18 protein-coding genes and 2 tRNA genes are annotated in these 21,827 nt (G+C 60.5%); 10 read left to right on the forward strand and 10 right to left on the reverse strand.

The genetic code is table 11. The features are described from left to right. Window positions 1-226: 226 nt before the first annotated feature. From ACTQVX_RS07995 to ACTQVX_RS08005, 3 genes are all read left to right on the forward strand, one after another. Window positions 227-1,072 carry an ABC transporter permease gene (locus ACTQVX_RS07995; RefSeq protein WP_441560813.1) on the forward strand — a complete coding sequence of 282 codons (846 nt, stop codon included), beginning with the start codon at window positions 227-229 and terminating at the stop codon, window positions 1,070-1,072. Window positions 1,073-1,084: 12 nt separating this feature from the next. After that, on the forward strand, window positions 1,085-1,852 hold the full coding sequence (locus tag ACTQVX_RS08000; protein ID WP_117639984.1) for an ABC transporter ATP-binding protein: 768 nt from the start codon (window positions 1,085-1,087) through the stop codon (window positions 1,850-1,852). A gap of 54 nt (window positions 1,853-1,906) precedes the next feature. Continuing rightward, window positions 1,907-1,983 (forward strand) — tRNA-Arg (locus tag ACTQVX_RS08005). 129 nt (window positions 1,984-2,112) lie between these two features. On the opposite strand, the gene ACTQVX_RS08010 is transcribed toward ACTQVX_RS08005, so the two are convergent. The 10 genes from ACTQVX_RS08010 to aroF all read right to left on the reverse strand — a co-directional run bounded on the left by ACTQVX_RS08010 (window position 2,113) and on the right by aroF (window position 13,094). Continuing rightward, window positions 2,113-3,048 carry a glycosyltransferase family 2 protein gene (locus ACTQVX_RS08010; RefSeq protein WP_441560814.1) on the reverse strand — a complete coding sequence of 312 codons (936 nt, stop codon included), beginning with the start codon at window positions 3,046-3,048 and terminating at the stop codon, window positions 2,113-2,115. Between the two features lie 255 nt (window positions 3,049-3,303). Next, the gene (gene glf, locus ACTQVX_RS08015) at window positions 3,304-4,428 is read right to left on the reverse strand and encodes a UDP-galactopyranose mutase (RefSeq protein WP_441560815.1); all 1,125 of its coding nucleotides are present in this window, start codon (window positions 4,426-4,428) and stop codon (window positions 3,304-3,306) included. Window positions 4,429-4,506: 78 nt separating this feature from the next. Beyond that, a complete protein-coding gene (aroQ, locus tag ACTQVX_RS08020; RefSeq protein WP_128620624.1) occupies window positions 4,507-4,944 on the reverse strand; it encodes a type II 3-dehydroquinate dehydratase in 438 nt (145 codons plus the stop codon). Window positions 4,945-5,044: 100 nt separating this feature from the next. Next, a complete protein-coding gene (locus ACTQVX_RS08025; RefSeq protein WP_441560817.1) occupies window positions 5,045-6,283 on the reverse strand; it encodes a shikimate kinase in 1,239 nt (412 codons plus the stop codon). Then, the gene (gene pheA, locus ACTQVX_RS08030; protein ID WP_441560819.1) at window positions 6,284-7,429 is read right to left on the reverse strand and encodes a prephenate dehydratase; all 1,146 of its coding nucleotides are present in this window, start codon (window positions 7,427-7,429) and stop codon (window positions 6,284-6,286) included. Between the two features lie 169 nt (window positions 7,430-7,598). Continuing rightward, a complete protein-coding gene (gene aroC / locus ACTQVX_RS08035) occupies window positions 7,599-8,696 on the reverse strand; it encodes a chorismate synthase (protein ID WP_441560820.1) in 1,098 nt (365 codons plus the stop codon). Between the two features lies 1 nt (window position 8,697). Then, window positions 8,698-10,017, reverse strand: a complete 1,320-nt coding sequence (gene aroA / locus ACTQVX_RS08040) for a 3-phosphoshikimate 1-carboxyvinyltransferase (RefSeq protein ID WP_441536986.1) — start codon at window positions 10,015-10,017, stop codon at window positions 8,698-8,700. Beyond that, window positions 10,011-11,117, reverse strand: coding sequence for a 3-dehydroquinate synthase (gene aroB, locus ACTQVX_RS08045; RefSeq protein WP_441560821.1), 1,107 nt, complete (start codon window positions 11,115-11,117; stop codon window positions 10,011-10,013). The genes aroA and aroB overlap by 7 nt, the downstream gene beginning before the upstream one ends. Window positions 11,118-11,153: 36 nt before the next feature. Next, window positions 11,154-12,068: a prephenate dehydrogenase gene (locus ACTQVX_RS08050; protein ID WP_441560822.1), complete on the reverse strand. Its 915-nt coding sequence runs from the start codon at window positions 12,066-12,068 to the stop codon at window positions 11,154-11,156. A gap of 3 nt (window positions 12,069-12,071) precedes the next feature. Continuing rightward, on the reverse strand, window positions 12,072-13,094 hold the full coding sequence (aroF, locus tag ACTQVX_RS08055; RefSeq protein WP_441560824.1) for a 3-deoxy-7-phosphoheptulonate synthase: 1,023 nt from the start codon (window positions 13,092-13,094) through the stop codon (window positions 12,072-12,074). Between the two features lie 203 nt (window positions 13,095-13,297). Here aroF and ACTQVX_RS08060 point away from each other — a divergent pair. The 7 genes from ACTQVX_RS08060 to mreC all read left to right on the forward strand — a co-directional run bounded on the left by ACTQVX_RS08060 (window position 13,298) and on the right by mreC (window position 21,682). Then, window positions 13,298-13,374 (forward strand) — tRNA-Arg (locus tag ACTQVX_RS08060). Window positions 13,375-13,450: 76 nt separating this feature from the next. Then, a complete protein-coding gene (locus tag ACTQVX_RS08065; RefSeq protein ID WP_441560826.1) occupies window positions 13,451-16,168 on the forward strand; it encodes an HAD-IC family P-type ATPase in 2,718 nt (905 codons plus the stop codon). 215 nt (window positions 16,169-16,383) lie between these two features. Then, a complete protein-coding gene (locus ACTQVX_RS08070; RefSeq protein ID WP_441560828.1) occupies window positions 16,384-17,538 on the forward strand; it encodes a zinc ribbon domain-containing protein in 1,155 nt (384 codons plus the stop codon). A 105-nt stretch (window positions 17,539-17,643) separates the two neighbouring features. Continuing rightward, entirely contained in the window at window positions 17,644-18,186 is a 543-nt protein-coding gene (locus tag ACTQVX_RS08075; RefSeq protein WP_154516178.1) for a peptidylprolyl isomerase, read from the forward strand. Window positions 18,187-18,198: 12 nt separating this feature from the next. Then, window positions 18,199-19,503 carry a tetratricopeptide repeat protein gene (locus ACTQVX_RS08080; protein ID WP_441560830.1) on the forward strand — a complete coding sequence of 435 codons (1,305 nt, stop codon included), beginning with the start codon at window positions 18,199-18,201 and terminating at the stop codon, window positions 19,501-19,503. A 127-nt stretch (window positions 19,504-19,630) separates the two neighbouring features. Next, window positions 19,631-20,662 (forward strand): rod shape-determining protein, encoded by a 1,032-nt coding sequence (locus tag ACTQVX_RS08085; RefSeq protein ID WP_006236061.1) that lies wholly within the window; start codon window positions 19,631-19,633, stop codon window positions 20,660-20,662. 78 nt (window positions 20,663-20,740) lie between these two features. Beyond that, window positions 20,741-21,682 (forward strand): rod shape-determining protein MreC, encoded by a 942-nt coding sequence (gene mreC / locus ACTQVX_RS08090; RefSeq protein WP_441560832.1) that lies wholly within the window; start codon window positions 20,741-20,743, stop codon window positions 21,680-21,682. Window positions 21,683-21,827: the final 145 nt, after the last annotated feature.

Raw genomic sequence — 21,827 nt, forward strand, 5'->3', positions numbered from 1 at the left:
TCTTAACTTGACCATGATAATCTCGTGGCAGGGCACTGGGGCCATGGATAGGTTGGGAGTACAAACACAGCAGAAATAGCTCAGTTCTTTTCTTGCCTCGTAGCAAATTCGTTGATTGGCCATAGCTGATATGGGTACTTTTCCAGTTTTGCATAGGCTGGTTTTACCGACACGAGGGAGGGCTATACTTTCCACAGTTGTGTTTTACGAGATAAGGAGTTGGTTTGTGGCTGACAACGTAGAGAGTCAAAAAGCGGTGGCTAAACCGGCCTCTCACGCTAAAAATGATTATGAGAAGGATAAATTTATCCTCAGGCAGTTGGTTACCAAGGATTTTAAGATTAAGTATCGTCGCAGCGTTTTGGGCGTAGCTTGGTCCGTGCTTAATCCTTTGTTGATGATGATTGTCATGTCGATCGTGTTTTCGACTATCTTTGCCCAAGGTCGTAATGGCTCCATCACGCCTGAGATGTATCCACTTTATTTGATCGTCGGTAACGTGACGTTTTCCGTCATGTCCGAGTCTACGAACCAAGCGCTTATGTCCATCATTTGGGCTTCCTCACTGCTAAAGAAGGTCAAGGTGCATCGCTGGGTATTCCCGGTGCAGAAGGTGCTGTTCTCGCTCGTTAACTTCGCCTTCTCTTTGGTTGCTGTTGCCTTGGTTATGCTTTGGTTCCATGTGGTTCCTACTTGGCATTTAATCCTGTTGCCGGTTTGCCTCCTTTTGCTCATGTGCTTCTGCATGGGCTTGGGTCTGATGCTTTCGGCGTTGGCAGTCTTCTTCCGCGATGTCATGCATCTGTGGAGTGTTGTCATTACTGCCTGGATGTATCTGACGCCGATTTTCTGGACGACTGACTTCATTGGTCAAATGGCTCATTGGATTCAGGTGCTTGTTGTGGTGAATCCCATGTACAACTATCTGCAGTTTATGCGTGATATTTTCCTGTTCAACACCGTACCCTCTGCGCTTACGCTTGGCCTGTGTGTTGCTTGGGCTGTTATCGCCCTTGCTGCTGGCTATACCGTGTTCCACAAGACCGAGCACAAGTTTATTCTCTACATCTAAGGAGTGCTGTTCATGACTGAATCTGCTATTGATTACAGCAAGCAGCCCCTTGCTGTCGAGGTTAAAGACGTCACCATGATCTTTAACATGGCGTCTGAGTCGCTTACAAACCTCAAGGAATACTTTATTAAGCTCGCCAAGCACGAGCTGTTCTTTGAGGAATTCCGTGCGCTTAAGCACATTTCGTTTGATGTGCATCGCGGCGAGGTTGTTGGCCTTGTTGGTACTAACGGTTCCGGTAAGTCTACGATGCTCAAGATTATCGCTGGCGTTTTGGAACCCAGCGAAGGTGAGGTTAAGGTCCACGGCAATATCGCGCCGCTGATTGAGCTCGGCGCCGGCTTTGATCCGGAGCTTACTGCGCGTGAGAACATCTATCTGAACGGTGCACTACTTGGCTATACCAAGGAGTTTATCGACGCTAGCTTTGACGATATCATTGAGTTCGCTGAGCTTAAAGACTTCGTTGACATGCCGCTGAAGAACTTCTCTTCGGGTATGGTCGCGCGTATCGCCTTTGCTATCGCCACGATTACCGAGCCCGATATCCTCATCGTCGATGAGACTCTTTCTGTTGGCGATGTCTTTTTCCAGCAGAAGTGCGAGCGTCGTATTCAGCACTTTATCGAGAGCGGCGACGTCACGGTCTTATTTGTTTCTCACTCCATGGAGCAGGTTGAGCGTATTTGTCAGCGTGCCGTATGGATCGAGAAAGGCGATCTACGCATGGATGGCCCCGTGGATGAGGTTTGCAAGGCGTACCACGACCAGTTCAAGTAGGTTATAATTTATTAGCCGTGTGAACTTGTACCCGCTTGGACGTGCGGCTTTTATGCTCCATTAGCTCAGTTGGATAGAGCAGGGGACTTCTAATCCCAAGGTCGACGGTTCGAATCCGCCATGGAGCACCAGAGAAACAGCTGGCCGGGCCATGTACCCGGCCATTTTTATAAAAGCCGGGTTCGCTCGTGAGCGCATGACTTCTCGCAGAGCATGGTTCTATGCACCTTTTGGGCCGTCCATCTCAAATATGCTTTAACTTAATCGTGGTTCTTTATTTCCTTGTACACCTTCAACTCCCACTGCTTACGCTCCACCTTGGCTACGGAGTCCAGGATAAAGCCCGTAGCGAGCGAAAGCCCGCACAGGAACATGAACGCCGCGGCGAGCATAGCCGTGGGGAAGCGCGGTACGAGACCGGTGGCAAAGTACTCCGTAACGATGGGGATTCCCAATGCGAGGCCGATCGCCGCAAAGACGAGCGCAACAAGTGAGAAGAACTTAAGCGGGCGGTAGTCCTTAAAGAGGGTGCCAATCATGGCAATCACTCGAATGCCGTCGCTTACGGTATTGAGCTTGGACTCCGAACCGGCTGGACGGTCTCGATACTCGATTGGTACATCTTTAATGCGCCAGCGATGGTCTACGGCGTGAATGGATAGCTCCGTCTCGATTTGGAAGCCTTCAGAGAGTACCGGGAACGTCTTGACGAAGGGCTTGCTCATGGCGCGGTAGCCAGTCATGACGTCGTCAAAGCTGTAGCCGTAGATCCATTTAATCATGCTGCGAACCAGGTTATTGCCAAAGCCGTGGAAGGCTCGCTTGTTCTCTTCGGCGTATGTACCGTTGGAAAGTCTATCGCCTACGGTCATATCCGCTTCGCCGGCAAGGATGGGGTCGCACAGTGCGCGCGCTGACTCAGCCGGATAGGTGTCGTCTCCATCGACCATGAGATAACAATCAGCCTCGATATCACGGAACATTTGACGGCAAACGTTGCCCTTGCCCTGACGGGGTTCGAATTTAACGGTTGCCCCATGCTCGCGTGCAATTTGGGCGGTGCCGTCGCTAGAGTTGTTGTCATATACATAGACAGTGGCTTCGGGCAGCTCGCGGTGATAATCGTCTACTACCTTTGCAATGGTTAACGCTTCGTTGTAGCAGGGGATGATTACGGCAATATTGTTTGAGTTCACGTTGATCTCCAGAGTTTGGTTGTTGCCGTTAGAAGTATAGTCGATACATTTTTGCATTGGTTTTAAAGGGCTGAAAACCAGAGGGGACACATGCGTCTGCCGTGGTATTGTTTAAACACGGGCTGTACGACATGGGGATGACTTACAGCCTTTTTTCTCAAATGGAAATGGTGCGTTTCGATCGCTCCATAAATAGGCCCGGCACAGCAATGAACTGTGCCGGGCTTCCTGCTTGTGTGTTTATGACCGCCTTGTTTACGCCTCAGTCGGCTCCACGCCCAGCTCGTTGCGGACGAGCTCGAAGGCGGCGGCGATGGCCTTGTCCATGTCGTAGTACTTGTAGCCGCCCAGGCGACCGGCGAAGATCACGTCGCCCTCCTGCGCCGCCAGCTCCTCGTATTGCTTGTAGAGGGCCTCGTTCTTGGCGTCGTTGATGGGGTAGTAGGGCTCGTCGCCGGGCTTCCAGTCGGCCGGGTACTCGCGCGTGATGACGGTCTTGTCCTGCGTGCCGAACTCAAAGTGCTTGTGCTCGATGATGCGCGTGTAGGGGATCTCGCGCTCGGTGTAGTTGACCACGGCCACGCCCTGGTGGTCCTGCTCGTCGAGTGTCTCGGTCTCAAAGCGCAGGCTGCGGTACTCGAGCGTGCCCAGCTTAAAGTCGTAGAACGCGTCGATGGGGCCGCAGTAGATCGTCTTGGCGGCGATATCGGGCTCTGCGGCGATCAGCTCCTTGTACTCCACGCCGCAGCGCACCTCTATGCCCTCGAGCATGTTGGCGACCATCTTGGTGTAGCCGCCCATGGGGATGCCCTGGTAGCGATCGTTGAAGTAGTTGTTGTCGTAGGTGAAGCGGCAGGGGAGACGCTTGATGATGCTCGCGGGCAGGTCGCGGCAGTCGCGGCCCCACTGCTTCTCGGTGTAGCCCTTCACGAGCGTCTCGAAGATGTCGCGGCCGACGAGCGACAGCGCCTGCTCCTCCAGGTTCTGCGGCTCGCCGATGTTCTCGGCGGCCACCTGCTCGGCGATCTTGGCCTTGGCGTCTGCCGGCGTAACGACACCCGGCCACATCTTGGCGAAGGTGTTCATGTTAAAGGGCATGTTGTACATGTTGCCGTGGAAGTTGGCGACCGGCGAGTTGACGTAGTTGTTGAACTCGGCGAAGCGGTTAACGTAGTCCCACACGTCCCTCATGGAGGTGTGGAAGATGTGCGCTCCGTAGCGGTGGACCTGGATGCCCTCGACGTCCTCGGTGTAGATGTTGCCGGCGATGTGGTCGCGGCGGTCGATGACCAGGACCGACTTGCCGGCGCGCTTGGCGGCATTGGCAAAGACCGCGCCCGAAAGGCCGGCGCCGACGACGAGGTAATCGTACTGGGACATGGATATGCTCCTTTGTATGTCAATTTGACGGTTACTTTAGATTTGGGACAAACTTGCCCGACGCGTTCGTCCCAGGGATTAGTGTAGCAGACGCTCCCTCAGCAGCTCCAGCGCGTGAGCATAGCCCTGCAGACCCTCGCCGGTGATGGTGGCGAAGCAAGCCAGGCGGGCGTAGCTCACCTGACGGAAGTCCTCGCGCGTCTCGACGGCGCTGATGTGGACTTCCACTGCGGGGATGGCGACGGCCTTGAGTGCGTCGAGAATCGCCACGCTCGTATGCGTGTAGGCCGCCGGGTTGATGACGATGCCGTCGACCTTGCCGTAGGCCTCCTGGATCTTGTCGACGATGCTGCCCTCGTGGTTGGACTGGAAGACCTCGACCTCGTCAAATCCCTGCGCGGCGCCTGCCTCCTGGCAGATCTGGACCAGGCGGTCGTAGTTGTCACTGCCGTAGATGCCCGGCTCGCGAATGCCGAGCATGTTGAGGTTGGGGCCGTTGATGACGAGTGCTTTCATGGTTGCTTCCTTTGTGGTCTGGTTGGTGGAGGGGCTTGCTGTCTGCGGCGTTTGCCCAGATAAAACCTGCCAAAATAAACCTGTCCCTTTTTGGCAGGTTTTAGAGGGTGTCGAGGACGGCGCGTGCGGTGTTGGCGGCGCAGTCGCGTGAGTCGATGATGTAGTCGGCCCACGCGCGGTAGCGCGGCATACGCTGCTCGGCGAGCTTATCGATGCCGTCGCGGGCGGTGATGGGGCGGCCCTTGTGGGCGAGCTCCTCGAGCTTGCGGTTGAGCATCACGATCTGGCTGTTTTGGTGCAGCAGCGGGTAATTCTCGTCGCGTGTGACCACGCCGCCGCCGGTGGAGAGCACCAGGCCGCTGCGCTTGGAGATGTCGGCCAGCGCCGCCGTCTCCTGCTCGCGGAAGGCCGCCTCGCCACGTTCGACGATAAAGTCGGCGCAGGGCATGCCCAGGCGCTCCTCGAGAGCACGGTCCAAGTCGATGTGCTCGCGGCCCGTGAGCTGGGCGACCTGCTCGCCCACGCGGGTCTTGCCCGAGCCCGGCATGCCGATGAGCGCGATGTTCTGCTCGCGGCGAGACAAGCGCTCCGTTACGTCCAGGATGCGCTCGCGCGGTGTAATCTGGCCGGTGTAGCGCTCAACAGCCTGTGCCGCTTGGGCCACGAGCATCAGCAGGCCGCCGATGCAGGGGATGCCGCGGCGCTCGGCCTCGAGCATGAGTCCCGTGCGGGCGGGATTGTAGACAATGTCGATGACGCCTTCGAGCGCGTCAAGTCCTTCGAGCGTGCAAGGCGCGTCGGGGCAGTGGGGAAACATGCCAGCAGGCGTGCAGTTGACGAGCAGCGTCGCGTCGGACTGCTGTGCGATGTTATCGTAGTTGACCTCGCTCGTGCGGCCGACAGGCACAACGACGGCGCCCAGGTCACCGAGCACCATGCTGGCCGTGGTGCCGGCACCGCCGGTGGCACCGAGCACGAGGACCTTCTTGCCGGCAACCTCTACGCCCAACTCCTCGACTAGACACTGAAAACCAAAGTAGTCGGTGTTGTCGCCGCGCAGGCGGCCGTCGGGTAGGCGCGTGATGGTGTTGACGTTGCCCATGCGCTTGGCCAGCGGACTCAGCTCGTCCAGGTAGTCCATGACGGCGCGCTTGTAGGGGATGGTCACGTTGGTGCCCTCCCACTCGTCGCCCGTCATAAAGGCTTCGAGGTCCTCGGGCTCGCGCTCAAAGCGCACATACTCCAGCCCTGCGAGCTCCTTGTAGATGGTCGGGGTGTAGCTGTGCCCCAGCACGCGGCCCAGCACGCCGTAGGGGCGGGTTGCGGCGGTATCGGTCATCTAGAGCACCTCCGTGTAGCTGCCAAAGTAGGTAAAGCTCTCGCACACGTCGTCAATCGAGTCGAGCAGGTCGTCGAGGGCCTTGCTGCCAAAGGGGCAGTCCAGGTCAAAGTAGAACATAAACTCAAAGTCGTGCCCGGGGATCGGACGGCTCTCGAGCTTGATGAGGTTGATGTTGAGCGCGTAGAAGCGCTCGAGCACGCGGTAGAGGGCACCCGGCTCATTGGCCGTGGTGATCATGAGCGAAGTACGGTTGGCACCGGGATAGACGCGCGGCTCGCGGCTGATGACGACAAAGCGCGTGTAGTTGTTGTCCGAGTCCTGGATATTGGGCTCCAGCACCTCGAGGCCATACAGCGCGGCGCAGCTGCGCGAGGCGATAGCGGCGACGTCGGTGCGATCGGAGTTGGCGACCATCTCGGCCGACATAGCAGTGTTGGGGTACTTGGTGGCGTGCAGGCCGTGGGCCTCGATAAAGCCGGCGCACTGGGCGATGGCCTGGCCATGGCTGTAGACCTCGCGCACGTCGGCGAGCTTGGTGCCGGGCTTGACGAGCAGGTTGTGATCGATCTTGAGGCGCAGCGAACGCACGATATAGAAGTCGAACTGTGCGAGCAGATCGTAGACGGCGTTGACCGAGCCGGCGGTTGAGTTTTCGATGGGCAGCACGCCAAACTCGCAGAAGCCGTCGCGTACGGCGCGCATAACGCCCTCAAAGGTCTCGAAGAACGCAATATCGGGCACGTCGAAGAGCTTGCATGCGGCGATTTGGCTGTAGGCGCCCTCGACGCCCTGGCAGGCGACGGAGGCCGTTTGAGGGAAGGGCGTGTCAAATGCTGCTGCCGTGGCATGGGCCTTTTGCGACACGGTGATGCCCTTGAGCTCGTTGATGTAGCGCTGCTGCTCGGCCTTGCTCATGCTCATGAGGAGGCGGAACAGGGTAATGGTCTGGGCCTCGTAGCGCTCGGGTGCTCGGCCGGCGAGGTTGTTGAGTTTGGAGCGCTCGCGGGCGGGGTCAAAGACGGCCTTGCCCATCTCGACTTTTGATTTGGCGACCTCGGTGGCAATGTCCATGCGCTCGACAAAGCTATCGAGGAGCGTGGTGTCGATGCCGTCGATGGTCTTGCGAATATCGGCAAGGTCCATGGAGACCCCTTTCGTGAATCGTTGCCTGGGGTAGCTAATTTGGGACGGGGCTTTTTTAGCTACCCTTTGACTGGCGGCGAATCGATGGGTGCCGGGGCAAATACTCACTGGCATATGGGGGTAGCTAAAAAAGCCCCGTCCCAAATTAACTACCCTCGGGGTGGGCGGGCTAGCGTTGGGCGGCGTCCTCCAGGAGGGCGTCCCAGATGGCGAGCGCTGCGGCTGCCTCGGCTACGGGGACGGCGCGCGGGACGATGCAGGGGTCGTGGCGGCCGTGGACCGAGAGCTCCGCATTTTCCATGGCGTCCATGTCCACGGTCTGCTGCTCGCGACCGATGGAGGGCGTCGGCTTTACGGCCATCCGCCACATGACGGGTGCGCCGGTGGAGATGCCGCCCAGGATGCCGCCGGCGTTGTTGGACTCGACCGCAATCTCGCCGGTCTCGGCATCAACGCGATACGGATCGTTGTTCTCGCTGCCGCGCATGGCGGCCACGGCAAAGCCCATACCAAACTCCACGCCCTTTACGGCAGGAATGCCAAAGGCGATCTGCGCGATGCGGTTCTCGATGCCGTCGAACATGGGGTCGCCGATGCCCGCAGGCAGGCCGTAGATGCCGCACTCCACGATGCCACCGATGCTATCAAGCTCGTCGCGTGCGGCGAGAATCTCCTCGCGCATACGGCCGGCAGCTGCCGCGTCGATGCACGGTAGGTCGTTCGAAAGGATCGCCTTGCGGTCGGCCTCGCGATAGACCATGTCGTCCATGGGCAGGTCCGAGATGCCACCAATCTGAGCCACGTGAGCCATCACCCGAATACCGCGCGCCTCGAGTGCCTGCAGCGCAATACCGCCGGCGATGCATAAGGGGGCCGTTAGGCGGCCGGAGAAATGCCCGCCGCCGGCGACGTCGTGCATGTTGTGGTACTTCACGCGCGCCGGAAAGTCTGCGTGCCCGGGGCGGGGCTTGCGGCGCAGCTCGGAATAGTCCTTGGAGCGCGTGTTGGTGTTCTCAATGATCGCAGCGATGGGCGCGCCGGTGGTGTGCCCATCGACCACACCGGCAATGATATGCGCGGCGTCGGCCTCGCGGCGCTTGGTCGCGGTCTCGTCGCGACCGGGGGCGCGACGGTCCAAAAAGGCCTGCAACGCCTCCTGGTCAACGGCAATACCTGCCGGAATGCCATCGAGCGAGCAGCCGATGGCGGGGGAGTGCGACTGGCCGAAGATGCTTAAGTGCAAAACGTTGCCAAAGGTCGAGGACATGCTATTCCTCCTCGAGCGTGACCTTGCCGCCCAGCAGGCGGTAGTGGTCAAAGAAATCGGGATAGGACTTGTTGACGGCCTCGGCGCCGTGGATCACAACTTCGCCGGTGGCACGGCTCGCGGCGATAGCGGCCATCATGGCGATACGATGGTCGTTGTGCGAATCGACCTCGCCGCCGGTAAAGGCGTCGACACCCTTGATGATGAGGTCGTCGCCGGCAATGCGCACCTGCGCGCCCAGCGCGGTGAGCTCGCGGGTGGTAGTGGCAAGACGGTCGGATTCCTTGATGCGCAGGCGGGCACAATCGCGGATGAACGTGCGGCCTTGTGCCAGCGATGCCACGGCCGAGATAACGGGCACCAGGTCGGGGATGTCGTGCGCGCTCATCTCGAAGCCGGCGAGCTTATCGGACTGCACGGTGGCGGCGTTGGTGGAGCGCACGATGCGGGCGCCAAAGCGCGAGAGCGCGGCAAGCACGTTGCGGTCGCCCTGCGCGGAGCTCAGTGACACGCCCTCGACGGTGATGGGGTCGGAGCCGATGGCGCCGGCACACAGCCAAAAGGCCGCATTGGACCAATCGCCCTCGACAGCCACGTTGCCGGGCGTGCGGTACGAGCCGCTGCTTACGCGGAAGTTTGTGACCTCGGGCTTGCCATTCTTGGCGGGGATACGCTCGACGTTGACCTCGATGCCAAACGCCTTCATAGCCTGGATCGTCAGGTTGATATAGGGGCGACTCTCGATAAGGCCGGTCACCTGCACACAGGAGGGCTGGGCCAGCAGCGGGGCTGCCAACAGTAGACCGGAGATGTACTGTGAGCTCACGTTGCCCGGCAGGATAAAAGTACCCGGGCGCATGCGGCCACTTGTCTTGAGCGGAAAACCGCCCAGGCCCTGCAGGTCGCAGCCAGCGGCGATGATCTCGTCGGAGAGCGGGGAGAGCGGGCGGGCGCCCAGACGGCCCTGGCCCACAAACGTGGCCTCTGCCCCCAGCGCGCAGGCGACGGGCAGCATAAAGCGGAGCGTGGAGCCGCTCTCGCCGCAGTCGAGCGTGCCGCCGGCAAGTGCTTTGAGCAGGCCGAACTCAATACTCTTCATAGTGGGATGGACTTGGAAGCCATCCTCGACGGTCTCGATGCGGGCGCCGAGCGCCGTGAGGCAGCGCACCGTGGCCTCGATATCGGCGCAGGTGGTGTTGCAGGTCACATGCGTCTCTCCGTTGGCAAGGGCGGCGCAGATGATCAGGCGGTGCGCCATCGACTTGGATGCGATGGCGGGGACGGTGCCCTTGAGTGGGGACGGAGTGATGCGGGCTAGCATGTGGAGGCGTCTCCCTTCTGGCCGAGGCCCTCGGCAATTAAATCATGAAAGGCGGAAAGCGGCGTGCGGTCGATGCTGCAGCGGCCAATGTCGTGCGGAATTACCAGGTCGATGGTGTCACCGGCGCGTTTTTTGTCGTGCAGCGCCTCGGCAAAGACGGCGTCGGCGGAAAGCTCGCAGCGGGTCTTGAGGCCGTGGCGGGCGCAGAGCTCCTCGATGCGGCCGGGCAGCTCGGCGTCGCAAATGCCATGAAGCGCTGCGGCGCGCGTGATGATACCCATGCCGATCGACACGCAGTTGCCATGTCCCAGCTCAAAGTGCTCGCAGGCCTCGACAGCGTGTCCAGCGCTGTGTCCAAAGTTGAGCAGCTTGCGCTGGTTGGTCTCGCGCTCATCGGCGACAACCACGGCGCGTTTAATGTCGATATTGCGGGCGATGATGAGCGCCACACGGGCAACGTCGCGGTTGAGGAGCTCCAGCGTGAGCGGGGTCTTCTCCAACTCGGTGAAAAGCTCGGGGTCGGCGATCACGGCGTGTTTGACGACCTCTCCGCAACCGTCGGCGAACTGCTCGGGCGTGAGGGTGGCGAGACACCCCACGTCGGCAATAACAACACTCGGCTGCCAAAAGGCGCCGGCCAGGTTTTTGCCGGCAGCTAGGTCGATGGCCGTCTTGCCGCCCACCGATGAATCAACCATAGCGAGCAGGCTCGTGGGGATCTGCACAAATTTACAGCCGCGCATGTAGGTGGCGGCCACAAAGCCAGCCACGTCGCCTACAACGCCGCCGCCGAGTGCCACGATCACGTCGGAGCGCGAAAGCTCGTGCTCGGCCACAAACTCCAGGATGGCAATGTAGGTCTCGGCGCGCTTGTGGGCCTCGCCGGCCTCGAAGGTGCAGACACTCACCGTATAGCCCGCAGCCTCCAGGCTCTGCTTAACAGGCATTTGGTAGAGCGGGCCCACGTTGGTGTCCGTCACGATGACGGCGCGCGATCCGCCGGCGGTGGCGCGCACGAGCGGGCCCGCCTGCTCCAGCAAAAACGTGCCGACGTGCACCTGGTAGGGGCGTGCGGTGTCGATATCGATGGTAATCGCCATAAGCTTTGGTCCTTTCGACCTGGCGTGATAGGTGGTCTAGTGGGTGGCCTCGTCGTCGAGCGCGCGCTTAATGCGGTCGCCCTCGGCAAGGAGATTCTCCAGATGCCGCTGGTCGCGGTCCTTGAGCGCGCGGCTGTAGGCGCTAAGCGAGTCGATCAGATGATCGATCTCGAAGGCAAGTGCGTCGGCGTCGTCGATCATGAGCTCCGACCACATCTGGGGGTTGAGGTGCGCCACGCGGGTAAGGTCGCGGTAGCTTCCGGCCGAAAAACCGTGGTGAACCTGGGCGGTCGGGCTTTTGACGTAGGCGTTTGAGACGACGTGCGCGAGCTGGCTCGTAAAGGCGATCACGCGGTCGTGCTCGGCGGCGGTGGTCACGCTGAACTTGCCAAACCCTAAGGGGCGCACCATTTCGCGCACCTGGCCTAAAAGCTCCAGCTTGAGCGCATCGTCCACTGCAGGCGGCACGAGCACGAGTGGCGCGCCCTGGAACAAGTCGGCACGGGAGTGAGCGTAGCCCGAGTACTGGGTGCCCGCCATGGGGTGCGCGCCCACAAAGTAAAACCCATGCTCGCGGGCGAGTTCGAAGGCACGCTCGCACACGATGCCCTTCACGCCCACGGTGTCAATCACCACGGGCCCCATGATGGCCTCGGTATCGGTGGCGTCGGCGAGTGCTTGGGCGTGCGCCTCGAGCCACTCGATGCAGGCCTCGGGGTAACAGGCCAGCACGATGATGTCGCACTCGCCGAGCGTCTCGTCGTTGAGCTCGCCGGCGACGGTGCCCATGCTGGCGGCCGTCATGACGTCCTCGTCGGGGTCCCAGGCCAGCACGCGGACGCCCGCCTGCGCATAGCCGCGGGCAAAGCTGCCGCCGATGAGGCCCAGGCCCACAATGCCGGCGCATTTGGGGCCGCCCTGGTTAACGCGCGCGTTTCTCACCGTACCCATGGGCTACTCCATGGTCTCTTGGCAGACGACCTCGCGGATGGCGCGGATGCGGCGCATGGTGTCGTCAAACTGGTCGGGGGTGAGGGCCTGGGCGCCGTCAGACCACGCGCGGCTAGGCTCGTCGTGGACCTCGATTTCCAGGCCATTGGCGCCGCAGGCGGTCGCGGCGAGCGCCATGGGTTCAACGTAGCGGGTGTAGCCGGTGGCGTGGCTGGGGTCGGCCACGACGGGCAGGTGCGACAGGTGGTGCAACACCGGCACGGCGTTGAGGTCGAAGGTGTTACGGGTGCGGGTCTCGAAGGTGCGAATGCCGCGCTCGCACAGGATAACGTTGTCGTTGCCCTCGCTCATGATGTACTCGGCAGCCATGAGCAGCTCGTCGATCGTGCCGGACATGCCGCGCTTGAGCAGGACCGGGGTCTTGGTCTTGCCGACCTCCTTGAGCAGGGGGAAGTTCTGGGCGTTGCGGGCGCCGATCTGCATGACGTCAATCTTCTTATCCAAGAAGACCTGCACGTCGCGCGGGTCCATGATCTCGGTGACGATCGGCATGTCGAGCTCGGCCGAGGCCTCGCATAGCAGGTCCAGGCCGGCGGGGCCCATGCCCTGGTAGGCGTAAGGGGAGGTGCGGGGCTTGTAGGCACCGCCTCGCAGCATGGTGGCGCCGGCGGCCTTTACGCGACGGGCGATGCGAATGAGGTTTTCGCCCTCGACGGAGCAGGGTCCGGCGATGACCTGGAACTGGTCGCCACCGATCTTGATGCCGTGGCCGCAGTCGATGACGGAGTCCTCGGGGTGGAACTTGCGGTTGGCACGCTTGAACGGCTCGGAGACGCGCTGCACACGCTCGACGACGTCCATAGACTCGAGCAGGAACGGGTCGATCTTGGTCGTATCGCCCACCAGGCCGATGATGGTCTCGTTCTCGCCGCGCGATACGTCGGTTTTGAGACCCTTCTTCTCAATCCAGCTGACGATGTGGCCGATGGCCTCATCGCTTGCGCTCTGCTTTAAAATTGCAATCATGGTGTGCCTCTCACCTCGATGGATAACCCTTGCAAAAACGGCCCGCAGTGCGAGCCGTATCATATGGTGCATGAGAGTTTATACTAATTATTTCACTTTTGCGTCCTAAAGTGAGCCGTTGCGCTTCGTCTCCCACGTAATTGCAAAGCTTTTTCTGTTATGTTGTTAGCTCATGGCGCACTTGGGTATAATGCCAACCGTTGGCCCTATTAGCTCAGGGGATTAGAGCGTCTGCCTCCGGAGCAGAAGGCCGTTGGTTCGAATCCAACATGGGGCACCATCGAACGTAAGACCGTCCGAACCTCGCATGGTCCGGGCGGTTTTTCTTATACCGACGCGACGTGATAGGACGTGGTATGGCAACGACGGATATCGAGCGCGGACTTTCGACCGCCGAGGTCGAGGAGCGCATTGCCGCCGGCAAGATCAACCGCAACATGGAGCTCAAGACCAAATCGGTTCGTGAGCTTATCATCGAAAATCTCTGCACGCTGTTCAATCTGATCAACGTGGTTTTAGCGATTTTGGTCATTATGACCGGATCGTTTAAGAACCTGACGTTCCTGTTCGTGGTGTTCCTCAATACCGCCATTGGCGTTATCCAGTCCATGCGCTCCAAGAAGATGGTCGATAAGCTCACACTGCTGACCTCTAAGAAGGCCATCGCGGTGCGCGACGGCGCCGAGGTGGAGCTCGACTTGGACCAGATCGTGCTCGACGACATCATTCGTCTGGGGCGCGGGGACCAGATACCTGCCGACGCCGTGGTGGTATCGGGCGAGGCGCTCGTTAACGAAAGTCTGCTGACGGGTGAGAGCGACCTTATTAAGAAGCTACCTGGTTCCGAGCTCATGAGCGGCAGCTTTATCGACTCGGGCCTGTTGCGTGCCCGCGTGGTCCATGTTGGTGCGGATAACTATGTGGCCAAGATCAACAACGAGGCCAAGTACGTCAAAAAGGTCAATTCCGAGATCATGAACGCGCTCAACGCCATCGTGCGTTTTGCGAGCGTCATCATGATTCCGCTTGGTCTGGCTCTGTTCGCCTCGAGTGTAAGTGGGTTGTGGGACGCCGCGGGCGCGCCGGGCGATAGCGCGCTTTCGTGGTGCTTTTCCGAGCTGCTGGCCGGTCGCGTGCCTTCGTCGGCGCTGCTGTCCACGGTGGGCGCTCTTTTGGGCATGATTCCGCAGGGCCTGGTGCTGCTGACCTCGTCGGTGCTTGCCATCGCCACGGTGCGCCTGGCGCGCCGCAAGGTACTCGCGCAGCAGCTCTATTGCATCGAGACGCTCGCGCGCGTCGACGTGCTGTGCCTGGACAAGACGGGCACTATCACGTCGGGTCGCATGGAGGTCGAGGGCACCTATCCGTTGCCCGTTGAGGGTGTGGGCTTGGCCCCGGACGAGGCACCTGTCCCCGTCGATACTACCGTGCTCGATTTTGCGCTTGCCAATGTCGCGCGCGCGACCTCGGCTGATGCCAATGAGACCTGCCAGGCGCTGCTCAACTACTACGCCGACCGCCCGGTCGAGGTGTCCGAGCCGCTGTCGGTCATTCCGTTTTCGTCCTCCAAAAAGTGGAGCGGCGCCTCGTTTGCGCAGGGCTCCTATGTGATGGGCGCGGCGCAATTTGTGCTTTCGGAGCGTATCTTTGCGCAGGTCGAAAATCGTGTGGCCGAGCTTGCCGACACCTGCCGCGTACTTGTGGTGGCCCGTGTGGACGGCTTTACGCCCGATGGCGATATGGTGGGCGAGGCCGAGCCCGTGGGCTTTGTGACCATTCGCGATGAGATTCGCACTTCGGCCGCCGAGACCATCGGCTACTTTAACGAGCAGGGTGTGACCCTTAACGTGATCAGTGGCGACGACCCGCGCACGGTGTCGTCGATCGCACGCGTGGTGGGCGTGCCGGGGGCGGACGCTTATGTGGACGCCACGACGCTCGATACGCCGTCCAAGATTGATGCGGCGGTGGACCGCTATCACGTCTTTGGCCGCGTGACCCCGCAGCAGAAGCGCGAGCTCGTGCAGGCGCTCAAGCGTCGTGGCCATACCGTTGCCATGACGGGCGACGGCGTCAACGATGTGCTGGCACTCAAAGAGGCGGACTGCTCCGTGGCCATGGCCGCCGGTTCCGACGCCGCACGCAACGTGGCCGAAATCGTGCTGGTCGATAACGACTTTGCCTCGATGCCCGCCGTGGTGGCCGAGGGCCGTCGTTCTATCAACAACCTGCAGCGTTCGGCGTCGCTGTTCCTGACCAAGACGCTGTTCTCGATGGGCCTGGCGGCACTGTGCATCGCGCTGCCGCCGTATCCCTTTGAGCCTATCCAGATGACGCTCATTAACTTCTTCTGCATCGGCGCGCCGGGCTTTGTGCTGGGCCTTGAGCCCAACAATGCCCGCGTGAAGGGGTCATTCTTGACCAACGTGCTCAAGCGCGCGCTGCCGGCGTCGGTTGCAGTCATTTTGGCCGCGGCGCTCGATATCTTTGTGGCGCGCGTGTTTGGCTTTAGCCAGCTCACGCTGTCGACGATGTGCCTTCTCACGTCGTGTGCGGCAAGCGTGAGCCTGATCTGGCGTATCTCGCAGCCGCTCACTCCCTTGCGCGTGATGCTCTTTGTATTTGTCGTCGTCGGCATCTTGGTGGGCGTTATCGGGTTCCCCGAGCTGCTGTCTATCGCCAACTTGTCGATGGGCGAGGCAATTATCCTTCTGGTGATTGTGGTCTTTACTTGCAGCGTGTTCTTTAAACTCGCCACGATGATGGATTCGCTGAAGCCGCGTCGCCGTCATGCCGCCACTGGCTTTGGCCGCGGCGTGCGCGTTCGCTTGGGCCGCGGTGGCGGCAAGGTGAGCTCGACGGGCTCGACGGCCGAGCGTTTTGCCAAGCGCGTCGCCGCCGACATGGCGCAGCGCCGCGAGGAGCGTACGACCCGTGAGGCCGAGGCCCGAGCGCTCGAGGGCGTGGAAAAGACCCAGCCCAAGAAAAAGAAGGGCGCGGGCGCCAAGCGCTCGCGTGTGACCAAGTCCGCGCAGGGCATTAAGGTTTCGATGCCGAGCAAGAAGAAGAAGTAACCGCACCTCACAGGGTAGCTAATTTGGGACGGGGCTTTTTTAGCTACCCTGGCCGCCAATCGGCCAAATAGATCGCGTCATCAGCCGGGCAGCTAAAAAAGCCCCGTCCCAAATTAGCTACCCTGCGATGTTGAATTGGTGCCCTGTGCCTTTAGGGGCGTAGCGATGTTATGCTCTAACCTCGATGGTTCGAATGATTCCGAAAAGAGGATGCCGTGATTTGCCCGCATTGTCTCAAGACCATAGAGGACGGCTCCTCGTTCTGCCCCTATTGCAATACCTATGTTGGCCCGGGCGATGGCCCCGAGCACACCGAGTTTGTGTTCTGCGAAGGCTGCGGTGCCCGTCTGTCGCCTCATGACCGTACCTGTTCCAAGTGCGGGCGCCCTGCCCCGGGCATTCTATCCGAGGATGCGGCAGCATCCGACCTGGCTGCTGGGCGCACGGCTGGTTTTCCCCGCCTGACGCAGGAGCAGATCGATACCGAGGTGCCCCATGCGCCGGCCTCTGCCGCCGCGGTACTTTCCGATGCCGCCGATCCCAATGAGACCTGCGTGCTGCCGGCTTTCGACAGGGATTTTGGCATTCCCAAGGTCGATATCCCGCTGCCGGTGTCCCTTCGTGACGACGCTCAGTCCAAAAATCAAAAACCCAAGCGCAAGGTGCATCCTGACGAGGATGCCTACCACAAGCACAAGCGCCGTATTCCCAAGCCGCTCATCGTCATCGCGTTGCTCGCTGCCGTGTGCGGCAGTGCCTATTGGTTTGTGACGTCGGACCCCATGGGCGTTATGCCGGGCTTTTACGACCAGTTTGGCCAGGCCGCCAAGACGACGTTCCCCTCGCGCCAGAAGGGCGAGGCTACCGAGGAAGAGACCAAGTCCGACGATACCGCCGAGGTGGTCCAGGAGGAGACCGTCCTTTCCGACGACCAGCTCTATACCAAGCTCGACGGTCTGTATCAGACCATCTTGTCGTATGGCGACGATGATCAGATCGGCGAGGTTGTCGACTCGTTTAACAGCGGGTACCTGCGCACGCCGCTCTCCACGCGTCAGGAGCTGTCGCAGAGCGCTTATGCCCTGCGCGACCAGATCAAAAAGACCCAAGACGAGCTCAACAACCTTAAGGTGCAAGATGATACCGTCTACGCGGAGGATATCGAGCACCTCAAGCAGCTTGCCGAGTGGATGTACGAGCGCGTCGACATGATCTGCCAGAGCTGGGATATCTCGCTGTCCATTCCCGATGGCGAGTCGCTGAGCGCTCGCCAGAGTGAAATCTTGGCGCCCATCGCACAGGGCGGCAACAGCGCCCTTAACCAGTACGATGCCAATGTGAGCGCCTGGAAGCCGCAGCCGCGTTCGTAATTTGTTGCCCTCCGACGGCATAACCTGCGTGCGCAATTGATGGAAGCCCGTGCTTATTGCTACAATTCGTACAAATATGCTTTAAACGCACGAGGAAGGAACCACATGTTTGGTTTTAAGAAAGAGCTTTATACGCCCGAGTACCAGCTCGCTGGTGACGAGTGTGCGATCATCGAGACGTCGAAGGGTACGATCAAGGTCAAATTTGACGGCGAGGGCGCTCCCATCCATGTGGCGAACTTCTGCGAGCTTTCCACCATGGGCTTTTATGACGGCCTTAAGTTTCACCGCTATGTGCCCGGCTTTGTGATCCAGGGCGGCGACCCCAATACCCGCGATATGTCCGGCGCTGACGTCGCCGCCGGCCTTGAGGGCCCCGACGGTATGCCCGGCACCGGTGGCCCCGGCTACTGCATCAAGGGAGAGTTTGCCACCAACCCGCGCAACAGCCATGTGGACGGTGCGCTTGCCATGGCACGTTCCATGGATCCCGATTCCGCGGGCTCCCAGTTCTACTTCTGCCTGGGTGCCCAGCACAATCTGGATTCCGGTTACACCGTCTTTGGCACCACGGTCGAGGGCCTCGACGTGATTTCGCAGCTGCGTGCCGGCGACGAGATCGTCCATGTCGAGATCGTTCACGAGTAAAAGGGGACTTCCTTGAATAGCCAGCTGATTCAACAGGGTCGAGCCGCTTATCGTGCGGGCGACTTTTCCGCTGCCGCTCAGATGCTCGGTGCGGCAAAGACCCCCAGCGAGATCATGGGCGAGGCCGACCATCTGCGTGGCAACGCTCTGATGCACCTGGGTATGTATGCCGATGCTGCCGAGGCGTACGCGGCTGCCCTCAACGACGGCACCTATGGAAAGCGCGGCGCGCTGCTCACCAACCGCGGCAAGGCGCTCGCTGCCGTGGGTGACTATGTGACCGCAGCCCAGGCGTTCTCCGCCGCAACGCAGGATGCTTCCTATGCCACGCCGTTTAAGGCCTATCTGGGTCTTGGCAACGCGCTGTTCCAGTCGGGCGATTTCGCCAATGCAGGCACTGCCTTCCGCCAGGCCGCCATCGATGGCGCCAATCCAGCCCCCGCGGCCGCCCTTGGCGAACTCGGCCGCTGCTTCATCAAGCTTGGCCGACCGGCAGACGCTGTGGAGACCTATCGCACCGCTATCGACTTTGCCGGTCCGCGCGATGACACGCGTGCGCTTAACGCGGGTATGGGCGAGGCGCTTTCTGCCGCGGGTCGTCCTTCCGAGGCGCTCGATGCCTTTAATGCCGCCACCGCCGACGGCATCTATCAGCTCACGCCCGAGCAGGCCGATGAGCTTGCCCGCGTGCACGATTCACTTGCCGCGCTTTCGGCCCAGACCGCCATGGCCACGGCCCCGGCGCCCGCCATGGATACGACTGCTGTCGATTCGCTCGATCCCACGGGTGCCACTGGCCAGTTTATGCCCGATCCGTCCGACACGGGCTTCTTTACGCTGTCCGAGTCCGAGATGGTCCAGCAGGATCGTCAGGACCGCAAGCAGGCCAAGGTCCGTCGTCGCCATCGCCATACGGGCCTCAAGGTCTTCTTGGTTTTGCTTCTGCTGATTGTTCTTGCCGCGGGCGGTTTGGGCTTTGCCTACACGCGCGGCATGGGTATCCCCTCGCAGGAGTCCGTCATCACCGATCTGTTCCAGGCTGCCGGCGACGGTGATACCGCCAAGGCCGAGTCCTGCCTGGCCTCGAGCCTGTCCGAGGACGCCAAGGCGATGATTATCTCCTCGATCCCGCAGGGCGCCACCGTCTCCATCGAGGGCATGGATCAGTCCATGACCGAGACCACCGCGAAGGTGAAGGCTTCCCTGTCCAAGGGCGGCGAGCAGGAATATACCGTCAAATTCGTGCGCTCCGACAACCATATCGGCTGGGCGGTATCTTCGCTCGACATCGATTTCTCGGCCGCTGACAACCAGTAGTGACCTTATGAGATTTGGCGCTGCCCGGTGCTTCACCGCAAGTGAGGTGCCGGGCTTGCGCTAGTATGATGGCCTAGTAGTTTTCCAGCAATCATCCAACACATCAGGAGTTGCGTTGTTTTCTTTGATGGACATGTTCTTCGGTAGCTATGCGGGCGATTTAGCCATCGACCTCGGCACCGCCAATACGCTTGTCTCCGTGCGCGGCAAGGGCATCGTCATTCGCGAGCCTTCCGTCGTCGCCATCGACAAAAACGATGAGCGCATTCTTGCAGTCGGTATCGAGGCCAAGCGTATGCTTGGCCGTACGCCCGGCAACATTGTGGCCGTGCGTCCTCTCAAGGATGGCGTCATCGCCGACTTCGATGTCACCGAGGCCATGCTTCGCTACTTTATCGATAAGGCTTCCGAGAAGCGCTATCCGTGGACCCCTCGTCCGCGCGTCGTCGTATGCGTTCCCTCCGGTGTCACGTCGGTCGAGAAGCGCGCCGTGTTCGAGGCTACGATTCAGGCAGGTGCCCGCCAGGCCTATCTGATCGAGGAGCCTATGGCCGCGGCTATCGGTGCTGACTTGCCTGTCGAGGAGCCGACCGGCTCCATGGTCATTGACATCGGCGGCGGCACCACCGAGGTTGCCGTTATCGCCATGGGCGGTATCGTCGTGTCGCAGTCCATCCGTATTGCCGGCGACGAGTTCGATCAGGCTATCCTCACGCATGTTCGCGATGCCTACAATTTGGCCATCGGCGAGCGCACGGCCGAGGACATTAAGATTAAGGTCGGCTCTGCCGTGCCGCTCAAGGACGAGCTCGACGTCGAGGTCAATGGCCGCGACGTGATCACGGGCCTGCCCAAAACCGTGCGCATCGAGAGCGAGGAGATTCGTCGTGCGCTCAATAAGCCGCTCGACGAGATGGCCAAGGCCGTCAAGGACGCACTCGACGCCACACCGCCCGATCTTGCCTCGGACCTTATGTACTACGGCATTCTGCTGACCGGCGGCGGAGCGTTGCTACGCGGCCTCGACGTGCGCCTGCGCGACGAGACGGGCGTTTCGGTCAACGTGAGCCCCACGGCGCTCGACAACGTCGTAAACGGTTGCGCCCGCGTGCTCGAGGCCAACGCGTTTGACGGCGGTTTCGTCCAGACCAACGCTTAATTTCCAAAAGGTGGATTCCATTTGGCACGATCTTCGGGTTTCTCTTCAAATCTGAATACCAAACGACAATCAACGGGTATGCGCCCGTTGATTGTTTTCAGCCTGATTTCTGTGTTGCTGCTCACGTTTTACATTCGAGAGGGCGAGGCCGGGCCGATACATGCCGTGCGTTCGGGTGTTACGACAATCACCTCTCCGGTGCGTTTCGTTGGCTCGGCGGTGGCGGCGCCATTCAATGCCATCGGCAACGTGTTCTCCAACCTCACCGCTTCGCAGGAGTCGCTCGACGACCTTAAAAAGCAAAACGAGGTCCTCACTTCCAAGGTCGCGGAGCTTTCCGAGGCCCAAAAGACCGCTGAGCGCCTTGAGGGTCTGGTGGGCCTGCAGTCGACCTATAACCTCAAGTCCACTGCGGCTCGTATTGTCGGAGCCTCGGGTGACGCCTGGACGTCGACCGTCACCATCGATAAGGGTTCTGCCGACGGGCTTACCATCAACATGCCCGTGACGAGCTCGGCCGGCGTCATCGGCCAGATTATCGAGGTTTCGGCCAAGACATCGACCGTGCGCCTGATTGGCGACGAGAACTCTGGTGTGTCCGCCATGGTGCAGGACACGCGCGCACAAGGCATGCTACAGGGCCAGCCCGATGGCACGCTGCGTCTTGAGTACGTGAGTGTCGACTCCGATGTTAAGGTTGGCGATATCATCGTGACCTCGGGCATCGGTGGCGTGTTCCCCAAGGGACTGCCGCTCGGCACCGTGTCTTCGGTCGAGAAGTCGGCTAACGACGTGTACTACACCATTGTGGTGCGTGCGCAGACCACGGCCGAGAACAATGAGGAAGTGCTCGTCATTACCTCGCTGACCGACGAGCAGTCGGCTTCGGACGATGATGTGAGCTCGGCCAATAGTGCCCCGCAGGGCTCGTCGCGCGATGCTGCGACTCAGCCTAAGGACGAGAAATCGGATGATGATTCCGACACGGCCGAAGCGTCCGATTCTGGATCGAGCGAATAGGGAGGCATGTCCATGGATCTACACGAGCAGGGGGCTGGCTCCCGTGCCTTTGCAATCGCCGCTATCGTCTGCGTGCTGCTGCAGGCGGGACTGGCACCGCAAATCTCCATCGCGGGCGGCCGCGTCAACTTTATGATCATCTTGG

The organism is Collinsella sp. LCP19S3_A6, from assembly GCF_052122015.1.
In the GTDB taxonomy this organism is placed as follows: Bacteria; Actinomycetota; Coriobacteriia; order Coriobacteriales; family Coriobacteriaceae; genus Collinsella.

Excerpts from the sequence above, each read along its gene's own strand:
- aroC (WP_441560820.1), bottom strand. The coding sequence starts at position 8,696 with ATGTCCTCGACCTTTGGCAACGTTTTGCACTTAAGCATCTTCGGCCAG.
- pheA (WP_441560819.1), bottom strand. The coding sequence starts at position 7,429 with ATGGACCTTGCCGATATTCGCAAGACCATCGACGGCATCGACACCACG.
- mreC (WP_441560832.1), top strand. The coding sequence starts at position 20,741 with ATGCGCCCGTTGATTGTTTTCAGCCTGATTTCTGTGTTGCTGCTCACG.
- glf (WP_441560815.1), bottom strand. The coding sequence starts at position 4,428 with ATGTCCCAGTACGATTACCTCGTCGTCGGCGCCGGCCTTTCGGGCGCG.
- ACTQVX_RS08050 (WP_441560822.1), bottom strand. The coding sequence starts at position 12,068 with ATGGGTACGGTGAGAAACGCGCGCGTTAACCAGGGCGGCCCCAAATGC.
- aroA (WP_441536986.1), bottom strand. The coding sequence starts at position 10,017 with ATGCTAGCCCGCATCACTCCGTCCCCACTCAAGGGCACCGTCCCCGCC.
- aroB (WP_441560821.1), bottom strand. The coding sequence starts at position 11,117 with ATGGCGATTACCATCGATATCGACACCGCACGCCCCTACCAGGTGCAC.
- ACTQVX_RS08065 (WP_441560826.1), top strand. The coding sequence starts at position 13,451 with ATGGCAACGACGGATATCGAGCGCGGACTTTCGACCGCCGAGGTCGAG.
- aroQ (WP_128620624.1), bottom strand. The coding sequence starts at position 4,944 with ATGAAAGCACTCGTCATCAACGGCCCCAACCTCAACATGCTCGGCATT.
- ACTQVX_RS08025 (WP_441560817.1), bottom strand. The coding sequence starts at position 6,283 with ATGACCGATACCGCCGCAACCCGCCCCTACGGCGTGCTGGGCCGCGTG.
- aroF (WP_441560824.1), bottom strand. The coding sequence starts at position 13,094 with ATGATTGCAATTTTAAAGCAGAGCGCAAGCGATGAGGCCATCGGCCAC.
- ACTQVX_RS08075 (WP_154516178.1), top strand. The coding sequence starts at position 17,644 with ATGTTTGGTTTTAAGAAAGAGCTTTATACGCCCGAGTACCAGCTCGCT.
- ACTQVX_RS08000 (WP_117639984.1), top strand. The coding sequence starts at position 1,085 with ATGACTGAATCTGCTATTGATTACAGCAAGCAGCCCCTTGCTGTCGAG.
- ACTQVX_RS08085 (WP_006236061.1), top strand. The coding sequence starts at position 19,631 with ATGGACATGTTCTTCGGTAGCTATGCGGGCGATTTAGCCATCGACCTC.